General features: G+C 36.6%; 12 protein-coding genes. 9 read left to right on the top strand and 3 right to left on the bottom strand.

From position 1 onward, the window contains the following. Positions 1-434: 434 nt before the first annotated feature. The 4 genes from nhaC to F6U93_RS06160 all read left to right on the top strand — a co-directional run bounded on the left by nhaC (position 435) and on the right by F6U93_RS06160 (position 3,244). The gene (gene nhaC, locus F6U93_RS06175; protein WP_150937910.1) at positions 435-1,901 is read left to right on the top strand and encodes a Na+/H+ antiporter NhaC; all 1,467 of its coding nucleotides are present in this window, start codon (positions 435-437) and stop codon (positions 1,899-1,901) included. A gap of 138 nt (positions 1,902-2,039) precedes the next feature. Further along, positions 2,040-2,678 (top strand): peroxiredoxin, encoded by a 639-nt coding sequence (locus F6U93_RS06170; RefSeq protein ID WP_150937908.1) that lies wholly within the window; start codon positions 2,040-2,042, stop codon positions 2,676-2,678. Between the two features lie 13 nt (positions 2,679-2,691). Next, positions 2,692-3,006 (top strand): thioredoxin family protein, encoded by a 315-nt coding sequence (locus tag F6U93_RS06165; RefSeq protein ID WP_150937906.1) that lies wholly within the window; start codon positions 2,692-2,694, stop codon positions 3,004-3,006. Further along, positions 2,987-3,244, top strand: coding sequence for a DUF6952 family protein (locus F6U93_RS06160; protein ID WP_150937903.1), 258 nt, complete (start codon positions 2,987-2,989; stop codon positions 3,242-3,244). The genes F6U93_RS06165 and F6U93_RS06160 overlap by 20 nt, the downstream gene beginning before the upstream one ends. 265 nt (positions 3,245-3,509) lie before the next feature. Here the strand turns inward: F6U93_RS06160 and F6U93_RS06155 are convergent, their stop codons facing one another. From F6U93_RS06155 to F6U93_RS06145, 3 genes are read right to left on the bottom strand one after another with little or no spacing between them, the layout of a single operon-like run. Further along, positions 3,510-4,007, bottom strand: a complete 498-nt coding sequence (locus F6U93_RS06155; RefSeq protein WP_150937901.1) for a GNAT family N-acetyltransferase — start codon at positions 4,005-4,007, stop codon at positions 3,510-3,512. Between the two features lie 16 nt (positions 4,008-4,023). After that, positions 4,024-4,650, bottom strand: coding sequence for a PAQR family membrane homeostasis protein TrhA (gene trhA / locus F6U93_RS06150; protein ID WP_150937899.1), 627 nt, complete (start codon positions 4,648-4,650; stop codon positions 4,024-4,026). Then, positions 4,651-5,328, bottom strand: a complete 678-nt coding sequence (locus tag F6U93_RS06145; RefSeq protein ID WP_150937897.1) for a DUF4294 domain-containing protein — start codon at positions 5,326-5,328, stop codon at positions 4,651-4,653. Between the two features lie 174 nt (positions 5,329-5,502). On the opposite strand from F6U93_RS06145, the gene F6U93_RS06140 reads away from it, so the two are divergent. The 5 genes from F6U93_RS06140 to F6U93_RS06120 all read left to right on the top strand — a co-directional run bounded on the left by F6U93_RS06140 (position 5,503) and on the right by F6U93_RS06120 (position 10,944). Beyond that, entirely contained in the window at positions 5,503-6,591 is a 1,089-nt protein-coding gene (locus tag F6U93_RS06140; RefSeq protein WP_150937895.1) for a M42 family metallopeptidase, read from the top strand. 72 nt (positions 6,592-6,663) lie between these two features. Beyond that, a complete protein-coding gene (locus F6U93_RS06135) occupies positions 6,664-7,215 on the top strand; it encodes an NUDIX hydrolase (protein WP_150937893.1) in 552 nt (183 codons plus the stop codon). A 179-nt stretch (positions 7,216-7,394) separates the two neighbouring features. Continuing rightward, positions 7,395-7,886: an acetyl-CoA carboxylase biotin carboxyl carrier protein subunit gene (locus F6U93_RS06130; RefSeq protein WP_150937891.1), complete on the top strand. Its 492-nt coding sequence runs from the start codon at positions 7,395-7,397 to the stop codon at positions 7,884-7,886. Positions 7,887-7,942: 56 nt separating this feature from the next. Then, the gene (gene accC / locus F6U93_RS06125; RefSeq protein WP_150937889.1) at positions 7,943-9,385 is read left to right on the top strand and encodes an acetyl-CoA carboxylase biotin carboxylase subunit; all 1,443 of its coding nucleotides are present in this window, start codon (positions 7,943-7,945) and stop codon (positions 9,383-9,385) included. A gap of 17 nt (positions 9,386-9,402) precedes the next feature. Further along, positions 9,403-10,944 (top strand): acyl-CoA carboxylase subunit beta, encoded by a 1,542-nt coding sequence (locus F6U93_RS06120; RefSeq protein WP_150937887.1) that lies wholly within the window; start codon positions 9,403-9,405, stop codon positions 10,942-10,944. Positions 10,945-11,043 lie beyond the last annotated feature (99 nt).

Raw genomic sequence — 11,043 nt, 5'->3', positions numbered from 1 at the left:
ATATTAAAAACGGTCAACATTATTTAGGGAAGTTCAATTAAGAGTTCCTAACGAAAAGAAGAGCCTTGTTAATTCGAGTTTTTGCTTCCATCATACTTTTTTGAAGCCGAATAAGACGGCTTTTTGTATATACTTGCTCCAATTGTCGTTTAACCGACTTAGAATGGATGATCGTACACACTATTAAAACCTGAAAACCATAATGGACAACGTGACATTTTTCCTTTTTGATTTTTTAATTCGGAAACAGAAGTATCTTTTATCTAAGCTTAATTGTTGATTTATTTAGCCTTTTAACGATTCTAACACAAAACGTATCATCCTTTCCTAAAAACGACTCAACCTGAAACAAGAAACTTAAAACTTGAAACCAAATTCTTGAAACTTGTGTAACTTCTACGAAAATCGTAACATTACGGTGCTAAAATCACTCTATGAAGGACGACAAAAACATTTCTGAAATTAATGCCGATGGGCAACATATTATAGACAATAAAGCCCTTAATTTCACTGAAGCTTTAATTCCTGTGGTGGTTTTAATGAGTTTTCTCGCTTATAACATCTTTTTTGCCGAAGGCGAAATGTTTGGAGCCTATTCCAACCAATACATTCTTTTAATTGGAGCCTTTGTGGCTGCTTTAGTGGGATTTTTCAATAAAGTCACTTTTAAACGCATGCTGCAAGAAATTTGGGAAAACCTAAAAAGTGTATTTGTTCCTATTATGATTCTGTTTTTAGTGGGTGCACTAGCTGGTACTTGGCTCATTAGCGGGGTGATTCCAGCTATGGTGTATTACGGTTTACAGGTGTTAAGCCCTGCTATTTTTTTACCGGCTTCGGTGGTCATTGCGGCTGTCATTTCAATTGCTACGGGGAGTTCATGGACTACTTCGGCAACCGTGGGTATTGCTTTAGTCGGCATTGGTACCGCTTTAGGCATCAATCCTGGTATGATTGCTGGTGCCGTAATTTCAGGTGCTTATTTTGGAGATAAAATGTCCCCCCTAAGTGATACCACCAACCTCGCTCCTGCTATGGCGGGCACCGATTTGTTTACGCACATCAGGTATATGGCCATTACCACGATTCCAACAATTGTCATCACCCTAATTGTTTTCGGTATTTTAAGTGCAACAACACAAACCACCGGAAACGCTGATGTGAGTGATTTACTAAACACCATAAAAACCACCTTCAACATCACACCTTGGCTTTTTGCTGTACCTGTGGTTGTCGTGGGTCTTATTTTACTTAAAACAAAACCATTGGTTGCTTTATTAACTGGCGTATTACTTGCCGCTATTTTTGCTTTTGTTTTTCAATCGCATGTTTTAAATGATTTAGGCGATTCTAAAATTTCCACGATCATCACTTCCATTCTAACCGATATTCAAATCACTACTGAAAACGAAAAATTAAATGAACTTTTTGCTTCTGGTGGTATGAAAGGCATGCTGTGGACCATATGTTTGATTATTTGCGCCATGATTTTTGGTGGCGTTATGGATGGTATTGGCGCTTTGGCGCGAATTACTAAAGCTTTATTGTCGGTAGCTTCTTCGGTATTCGGATTATTTGCAAGCACCGTAATTAGCTGTTTGGGCTTGAACGTGATTGCTTCAGACCAGTATTTGGCCATTGTGATTCCTGGTAAAATGTTCAAACAAGCTTTCGAAGACAAAAAGCTCGCTCCAGAAAATTTAAGTCGAACTTTAGAAGATTCTGGTACCGTAACTTCAGTATTAATTCCTTGGAACACCTGTGGTGCCTACCAATCTGGAGTTTTAGGCGTAGGTATTGGTGAATATTTTATGTTTGCTATTTTCAATTGGCTGAGTCCGTTTACCACACTTTTATTTGCGGCTTTAAACATTAAAATTAAGCAACTTTCCTCTAAATAACTGAAAACTATATATTTTAAAACAAACTATAGTTAAAATCTATAGTTTAATAAATTTTTAGGATTTTATTTTCCTAAAAAACCTAATTACTATGCTAAATTTGCATTAGAAAATCACTTAACAATTAAATAGAAAAATATGTCATTAGTAGGAAAAACATTCCCAGATTTAAACGTAGACGCCATGAATGAAATGGGTGATACTTTTAAAGTAAACGTTTTAGAAGAAGCAAAAAACAACAAGAAAAAAGTAGTTTTATTTTGGTACCCAAAAGATTTCACTTTTGTTTGTCCAACAGAATTACATGCTTTTCAAGCAGCTTTACCAGAATTTGAAAAACGTAACACTATAGTTATTGGTGCTTCTTGTGATACACCTGAGGTACACTTTGCATGGTTAAGCGCTTCAAAAGATAACGGTGGAATTGAAGGTGTAACTTACCCAATCCTTGCTGATAGCAACCGTAACCTTTCTAGCATTTTAGGAATTTTAGATATTACAAACGAAACTTTTGACGAAGCTACAGGAACTGTACAAGTTGAAGGTGATAACGTAACATATAGAGCGACTTACATCATTGATGAAGACGGTGTGGTACAACACGAAAGTATTAACAACATGCCATTAGGAAGAAATGTTGGAGAGTACATTCGTTTAGTTGATGCCTTAACTCACGTTCAAGAAAAAGGTGAAGTTTGTCCTGCAAACTGGGAAGAAGGAAAAGATGCCATGCAAGCTAACGCTAAAGGTACTGCTGAATATTTAGCTTCTCACTAATAATACAATACTTATGGTTCAAGAATTAGACAAAGACAATTTAGGGGAATTAGTTTCAAACAATGAAACGGTAATCGTGCAATATTCTGCCACTTGGTGTGGAAACTGTCGTATTATGAAACCTAAATTCAAGAAATTAGCAACAGAGAACGAAAACGTTTCTTTTGTAATTGCCGATGCTGAAAAATTTCCAGAATCAAGAAAATTAGCAAATGTGGATAATTTACCAACTTTTGCCACTTTCAAAAATGGAGCATTTTTAAACCAAGTTCAAACCAACAAGTTTGACGTTTTAAAAGAATTAGTCGATGAAGTTACCAGTAATTAAACATCTTACTCAATTTATTGAGGAGAACGACGAGGATTTCGTAATTGAAACCATCGAAACGCTAGAAGCTTTAACCGAAGTACCTTCTTTAAAAGACGAAGAATTGGATGTTATTGGCGAGCTTATTTCTAACATGTACGGAGCCGTTGAAGTTAACAAATTGATCAAGGAAGGCACGCCGAAAAAAGAAGCTTTAAACGGCTTTATGAAGCGTGTTATGGGATCGATAGACAGTTAATTTCGGTTTCCCAATGTGAACCTGATGTGAAACCATCAATTCACTGAAAATTAATTCTCGAAACCTATCAAACATTTTATTAAACAGCCTGGAATTTATTTCTAGGCTGTTTTTTTTATGGCTATTATGTTTGTTTATTCGTTGAATCGTTTAACCGACGTTGGAATTTATTATTGTTTAATTATTATTGATTATTTGGGAGACATGTTTATTTGTTTAATCGTTTAACCGATATTAGAGTGGTTAAATTGTTCATTTTTAATTTTTAATTTTTAACTCCAAATACCATCTCATAGTCATCCATCACAAAACCATTTCCAATATCAGCTACAAGCGGCCCAAGTGTTTTAAACCCTAATTTCTCATAAGCTTTAATGGCATTTGTATTATGAATATTTACCGTGAGTCGTATCTTATTCAATTGAAATTCTAGAGCTTTAGCTTCTATAAGACGCATCGCTTTTTTCCCTATACCCCTCCCTCTAAAATCACTAAGTATATAAAACTTACTTAAAAATAAGGCTTCAGCTTCCTTCATAATAGCAAAATAACCTACTGGTTTATTGTTGTAACTCACCAAATAATAAAGAAAATCACTTTCAACCTGATTCTTTATGGCTTCCGAAGACTGAAACTTTTCAAGCATATAATCCACTTGGGCTTTACCAACAATAGGAATATAATGTTCACGCCAAACAACTTCCGCTAAGGATGCAATGGTTTTAAACTCTGAAGGTGTTTCTGCTATACGAAATGTTATCATAACTAAAAGTACGCGATTAGATCACATAATTAAAAATCATTAAAAAATGACAAACAGCACCTGTTAACACAAAAAGATGCCAAATCACATGATTATAAGGTATTTTTTGAATGGCGTAAAAAATAATACCTAGACTATATGCCGAACCGCCTGCTGCCAAAAACCACATACCTTGACTTCCTATTTGGTTTGATAGGTTTGAAATATCAAAAACAATGAGCCAGCCCATTACCAAATACAACAAAGTTGAAACCACTTCAAAGCGTCCGGTGAAAAATAATTTCAAAATAGCCCCTAAAATTGCAATGCTCCAAACTGTGTAAAAAAGTGGCCAACCTAAGCTATCCTGAAGGGCAATTAAACAAACCGGCGTATACGTTCCAGCGATTAACAGGTAAATACTAATATGGTCTATAATCCTAAAATAATGCTTACGCTTATCATTTGTAGTCGCATGGTAAAAGGTTGAGGCGCTAAAGAGAATAATTATTGAAAGCGCATAAACTACCACACTAAACAAACTCCAATCACTTTTTTCTGAATTATAAACCACTAAAAGGTATAGGGCTACCACGCCAAGAATTACACCTAATCCGTGGGAAAAGGCATTTAATTTTTCTTCCAACGGGGTTTGAATACGCATTTACTCAGGTGTATTTTGATAAATCCACTTATCGGTTAAATCGTAAAAATTAAATTTTATAGCTGGTGGTTGCGGTTCTAATAATCCATTTTGGAAAGCCCGTTGTAAAATATCTTCAATAAGATAATCTTCCTTAACATTTACTGGGTCAAACTCACGTTTTAAAGAAATATCAAACATGCTTGCCGTTGTGTTGTACCAAAAGGCACGCCAACCGCTACGCAGTTCCTTTACCAAATCGAAAGCAGTAGTTCCTGTTTGTCTGTGAATCAATTTTACTAAAATCTGCCCCTCAGTTCGGGTTAATTTTTTCAATTCATCTGAAAACTCACCTTCAATGTATTTTTGTATTTTTTTAGTATAACGTTTCTTTTGTCTTTCGCGTTTTAACGAAGCTAAACGGGTATTCATAGAATCTAAACGTTCGGCCGCCATTTTAGCGTAAGGGTACACTTTTAAAGTTTTTCGTCTTAAAATTAAATAACGAATGCGCTCTTTTTTATCACCAAACTTAAGCTTATGCAACAAAACGACTTCATCTAAATTAATAGACTGCCTCGGCACAGAATCGCCTTCAATAATCATATACTCAATGGTTGTAGTGTCTCGTTCAACCTCAGGAATCTGAGCGAAAACTAAAAACGGACATAAAACCAATATGTATTTTAAAAAATTCATCAATTAAATTGGAGCATTTAACACGTAAAAATAAAGAATTTATACTCAGGTCTTACATGACACTTTCAGTATCTCACTTTTGTAACCTGTTTTTAACAAAATATGGAAGACAATAATCATTTTAAGCATCACGGTCTCTATTAATATTATTATTTTAGTGCAAAAATTTTATACATGGCAAATAAGAGCATTCTTAACGAAAAGTCAATGGACTTTCTAGAAAAATATTTAAACAATGCAGCCCCAACAGGCTATGAGTGGACTGGTCAAAAAATATGGATGGATTACCTTAAACCATATGTTGATACCTTTATCACCGATACTTATGGTACAGCTGTAGGCGTTATTAATCCCGATGCAAAATTTAAGGTCGTTATAGAAGGACATGCTGATGAAATTTCATGGTATGTGAACTATATTTCAGATAACGGTTTAATTTACGTGATTAGAAACGGTGGTAGTGACCATCAAATAGCCCCAAGTAAAATTGTAAATATTCATACCAAAAATGGTATTGTAAAAGGCGTTTTTGGTTGGCCAGCGATTCACACTAGAGACAAATCTAATGAGCAGGCCCCTAAACCTGACAATATCACTATTGATGTTGGAGCAAAAGACAAAGAAGAGGTTGAAAAACTTGGTATTCATGTGGGCTGTGTCATCACATACCCAGATGAATTTCACATTCTAAACGAAAATAAATTTGTTTGCCGTGCCTTAGATAATCGTATGGGCGGTTTTATGATTGCTGAAGTGGCGCGTTTATTAAAAGAAAATAAGAAAACTTTACCATTCGGGTTGTACATAACAAACTCAGTACAAGAGGAAATAGGTTTACGCGGTGCGGAAATGATTACTCAAACCATCAAACCAAACGTAGCCATTGTTACCGATGTAACTCACGACACAACGACACCAATGATTGAAAAAACCAAACAAGGTGATTTAGAAATTGGTAAAGGACCAGTTGTGGCCTACGCCCCTGCTGTGCAACAAAAATTAAGAGATTTAATTACAGATACTGCTGAAGCTAAAAAGATTCCGTTTCAACGTTCGGCGCTTTCTAGAGCTACAGGAACAGATACCGATGCTTTTGCTTATAGTAATGGTGGCGTGGCTTCTGCCTTAATTTCTTTGCCGTTACGTTACATGCATACCACAGTAGAAATGGTGCATAGAGACGATGTGGAAAACGTGATTAAATTAATTTACGAAACATTACTGAATATCAAAGACGGCGAAACGTTTAGCTATTTTGAATAATTTATATTTCTAAAATGCCATTACAAAATTTGAAATTTCAATGCTTGTAATGGCATTTATTTTTGCACAACTATGGACGAATTGATTGACATTACCGATAAAAACGGAAAACTTTTAGGGGTTTCAGAATTAAAATCTGTCATACACCAAAAAGGCCTCTATCACCACACCGCTCACGTTTGGTTTTATACCAAAAACGGTGAGGTTTTACTATCGCAACGTTCAGCAAAAAAAGCTATTTGTCCGCTTTTATGGGATGTTTCAGTTGCTGGCCATGTTGATGCTGGCGAAAGCATCAAACAAGCAGCTGTTCGAGAAATATTTGAAGAAATAGGCCTAACCATTTCTGAAAATGACCTCCAAAAAATTGGTGTATTTGATTGTTTCCAGTCTTATGACAACGGTATAATAGACAATGAATTTCACAACACTTTTCTAGCTAAATTAAACGTTCCTATTTCAGCATTAAAACCCCAGGAAGAAGAAGTTGAAGCATTAAAATTGATTTCCTTAACTGAATTTGATGGCCTTATTGCAGACATCAATGCCAATAATCTTCATTTTATAGCCTCGAATAAGCACTATTATGAGTTTGTTTCAGAAGCTATAAAAAAGCGGCTTTAATTTTAGATAGCATATCACCTTTCCCAAAGGCCATTCCCTACTAAAAACACCTACATTTTCACCATTACTTATTTTTTATTGAATAACCTCAATAAAGGAATCATAGTTAAATATTGTCCTTATAATCAATCATATGCGTTAATAAAATTCATATATTTATAAAGCCAATCATTTTAACTATGGATAAAACTTACATCGTAAAAGTTAATAACCAAGAGGATTTCCATATCAATACCAGTGACATTAATCAACTTGACCTGGTTAAAAATTCGAAAGGCCACTACCATGTTTTGCAACAAAACAAATCCTTTAAAGTAGAAGTATTATCAGGGGACCTTAATAGCAAACACTATCAAATTAATGTTAATGGCACAAATTACGATCTTCAAATTTCTAATGATTTAGACTGCCTGATAGAAAACATGGGGCTAAGCAATCACGTTTCACAGCAAGTAAACACAATTATTGCCCCGATGCCAGGTTTAATTTTAGAGGTTCAAGTAAAAGTTGGTCAAGACGTTCAAGAAAACACACCTTTACTCATTCTAGAAGCCATGAAAATGGAGAACAGTATTGTATCCCCAAGAACTGGTGTCATCAAATCTATATCCGTTAAAAAAGGTGAAGCCGTAGAAAAAGGCCACCTCTTAATTGAATTTGAATCAGAATAAATCTACTTCAATTTAATTATAGAAAGCCTTTTAAAACACTAAACATCATTTTTTTTATGAAAAAACTACTAGTTGCCAATCGTGGAGAAATTGCTGTTAGAGTCATACGTACTGCTAAAAAAATGGGCATTAAAACGGTGGCTGTTTTTTCTGAAATCGACCGAAATGCACCACATGTTCAACAGGCCGATGAAGCCGTTTGCATTGGCAAAGCGCCTTCAAGCGAATCGTATTTAAGAGCTGATAAAATCATTGAAGTCGCCAAAAAACTTAACGTTGATGCCATTCACCCCGGCTATGGTTTCTTGAGTGAAAATGCCGCTTTTGCGGAAATATGCGAACAAAACAATATGATTTTTGTTGGTCCGAAACCAAATTCCATAAAAATTATGGGCAGCAAACTAGAAGCAAAAAAGGCTGTAAAAGCCTATAACATCCCCATGGTTCCAGGCATTGACGAAGCCATAACCGATGTTTCAAAAGCCAAAGCTATTGCCAAAGACATCGGCTTTCCTATTTTGATTAAAGCCTCAGCAGGTGGTGGCGGAAAAGGCATGCGTGTAGTTGAAAAAGAAGCCGATTTAGAATCTCAAATGCAACGCGCCATTAGCGAAGCCACTTCTGCTTTTGGAGACGGTTCTGTTTTTATTGAAAAATATGTAGCCTCGCCAAGACATATCGAAATTCAGATTGTAGCAGATGCTCACGGTCAAATTTTTCATTTTTTTGAGCGCGAATGTAGTATTCAACGCAGACACCAAAAAGTTGTTGAAGAAGCACCTTCTTCCGTTTTAACTGAAACTTTAAGGGATAAAATGGGGAACGCTGCCATAAAAGTAGCTAAAGCTTGTGATTATGTAGGTGCTGGTACGGTTGAGTTTTTATTAGACGAACAGCTCAATTTCTATTTCTTAGAAATGAATACCAGACTTCAAGTTGAACACCCGGTAACCGAATTAATTTCGGGCTACGATTTGGTTGAGCTTCAAATTAGAATTGCTCGTGGTGAAAAGCTTCAATTGAAGCAAACGGATTTAAAAATTAAAGGTCACGCCCTAGAATTACGTGTTTATGCTGAAGACCCTCTAAATGATTTCCTGCCTAGTGTGGGCCTTTTAGAACGCTATAAATTACCTCAGGGCGAAGGCATTCGTGTGGACAACGGCTATGTGGAAGGCATGGAAGTTCCTATTTACTACGACCCTATGCTGGCTAAACTCATCACCTACGGGGAAAACCGAGAAGAAGCCATACAAATCATGCGTAAAGCCATAGACGATTTTCAGGTTGAAGGGATTCAAACCACCTTAACCTTCGGAAAATTTGTGTGCGAGCATGAAGCTTTTAAGTCTGGAAATTTCGACACCCATTTTGTAAAAAACTATTATAAAAACGAAGCGCCTCAGAAATATTCAGAAGAAGAAGCTCAAGTCGCAGCACTTATTGCCATTAAACAGTTTTTAGACGACCAAAACCTATTAAGACTTCCTAACTCCTAATTCACAAAAAACGTACTATGAGTTCTAAATCCGATAAATTAAAAGACCTATATGCCCTTGCAAAACTGGGAGGCGGACAACAACGTATAGATAAACAACATGCCTCTAATAAATTAACTGCAAGAGAGCGCATTGAATACCTATTAGACGCTGCTTCTTTTGAGGAAATTGGCGCTTTAGTGACACACCGAACCACAGATTTTGGCATGGAAGACCAAATTTATTACGGTGATGGTGTGGTTACCGGCTACGGAACCATTGAAGACCGATTGGTTTATGTGTATGCCCAAGATTTCACGGTTTTTGGTGGCTCCTTATCAGAAACTCATGCCGAAAAGATTTGTAAAATATTAGAACTAGCCCTTAAAGTTGGGGCTCCTATTATTGGTTTAAATGATTCTGGTGGCGCACGAATTCAAGAAGGTGTTCGTTCTTTAGGTGGCTACGCCGATATTTTTTATCGGAATGTCAAAGCTTCAGGGGTCATCCCTCAAATATCTGCAATAATGGGGCCTTGTGCTGGTGGTGCGGTGTACTCCCCTGCCATCACCGATTTCACCATTATGGTTGAAAATTCTAGTTATATGTTTGTAACAGGGCCTAGTGTGGTAAAAACGGTTACCAATGAAGAAGTGAGCAGCGAAGAACTTGGCGGTGCCCATACCCACGCTTCAAAATCTGGCGTAGCTCATAAAAAATCGGCTAACGATGTGCAGTGCTTAGATGACATCAAAAAACTGTTCAGCTACTTTCCGCAGAACAATAAAGAAACCCCTAAAAAACTAGATTACCAATTGGGTGATGAAGTCCGAGATGTTTTAACCGATTGTGTTCCAGACAACCCGAACAAACCTTATGATATGAATGCCGTTATTGATGGTATCATTGACACCGATTCCTTTTATGAAATCCATAAAGAGTACGCCGAAAGTATCATTGTTGGTTTTGCGAGATTAGGCGGAAGAAGCATCGGGATTGTTGCTAATCAACCCATGTCGTTCGCTGGTGTTCTAGGCGTCAGAAGTTCCAGAAAGTCAGCCCGGTTTATACGATTCTGTGATTGTTTTAATATTCCATTACTTGTTTTGGTGGATGTTCCGGGGTTTTTACCTGGAACCTATCAAGAGTGGAACGGTATTATTGTTCATGGGGCAAAATTACTCTATGCCCTTAGTGAAGCCACCGTACCTCGAATTACTGTTATTACTCGAAAAGCTTATGGTGGCGCCTATGATGTGATGAATTCTAAACACATTGGTGCCGATTTAAACTTTGCTTGGCCAGGGGCCGAAATAGCCGTTATGGGCGCTAAAGGAGCGAGCGAAATTATATTTAAAAAAGAAATCGCTTCCGCGGAAAACTCGGAAGTCAAACTAGCCGAAAAAGAAGCCGAATATGCCGAAAAATTTGCCAATCCTTATGAAGCTGCCAAACGCGGATTTATTGATGAAGTTATTCTCCCTAAAGATACCAGAAGAAAGTTACTAAAAGGCTTCTCTATGTTGGAAAATAAAAAAGTAGACCGACCGGATCGTAAACATGGTAATATTCCTTTGTGATTGATGGTTTAAGGTAGTTCAACAATTTGTTTGTCAGGTTGAGCTTGTCGAAACCTCATTTTAAATATGAGTACATCAAGATATTTCGACAAGCTCAAT

It is taken from the genome of Pseudotamlana haliotis, assembly GCF_008806375.1.
GTDB classification, from domain to species: domain Bacteria; phylum Bacteroidota; class Bacteroidia; order Flavobacteriales; family Flavobacteriaceae; genus Pseudotamlana; species Pseudotamlana haliotis.
Note: the sequence above shows the minus strand (reverse complement) of the source record. Positions and strands in the feature narration are given on the sequence as shown.

What these genes read in the sequence shown, in the direction of transcription:
- F6U93_RS06155 (WP_150937901.1), bottom strand. Translation starts at nt 4,007, where the DNA reads ATGATAACATTTCGTATAGCAGAAACACCTTCAGAGTTTAAAACCATT.
- F6U93_RS06170 (WP_150937908.1), top strand. Translation starts at nt 2,040, where the DNA reads ATGTCATTAGTAGGAAAAACATTCCCAGATTTAAACGTAGACGCCATG.
- accC (WP_150937889.1), top strand. Translation starts at nt 7,943, where the DNA reads ATGAAAAAACTACTAGTTGCCAATCGTGGAGAAATTGCTGTTAGAGTC.
- F6U93_RS06145 (WP_150937897.1), bottom strand. Translation starts at nt 5,328, where the DNA reads ATGAATTTTTTAAAATACATATTGGTTTTATGTCCGTTTTTAGTTTTC.
- F6U93_RS06165 (WP_150937906.1), top strand. Translation starts at nt 2,692, where the DNA reads ATGGTTCAAGAATTAGACAAAGACAATTTAGGGGAATTAGTTTCAAAC.
- F6U93_RS06120 (WP_150937887.1), top strand. Translation starts at nt 9,403, where the DNA reads ATGAGTTCTAAATCCGATAAATTAAAAGACCTATATGCCCTTGCAAAA.
- F6U93_RS06135 (WP_150937893.1), top strand. Translation starts at nt 6,664, where the DNA reads ATGGACGAATTGATTGACATTACCGATAAAAACGGAAAACTTTTAGGG.
- trhA (WP_150937899.1), bottom strand. Translation starts at nt 4,650, where the DNA reads ATGCGTATTCAAACCCCGTTGGAAGAAAAATTAAATGCCTTTTCCCAC.
- F6U93_RS06160 (WP_150937903.1), top strand. Translation starts at nt 2,987, where the DNA reads ATGAAGTTACCAGTAATTAAACATCTTACTCAATTTATTGAGGAGAAC.
- F6U93_RS06130 (WP_150937891.1), top strand. Translation starts at nt 7,395, where the DNA reads ATGGATAAAACTTACATCGTAAAAGTTAATAACCAAGAGGATTTCCAT.
- F6U93_RS06140 (WP_150937895.1), top strand. Translation starts at nt 5,503, where the DNA reads ATGGCAAATAAGAGCATTCTTAACGAAAAGTCAATGGACTTTCTAGAA.
- nhaC (WP_150937910.1), top strand. Translation starts at nt 435, where the DNA reads ATGAAGGACGACAAAAACATTTCTGAAATTAATGCCGATGGGCAACAT.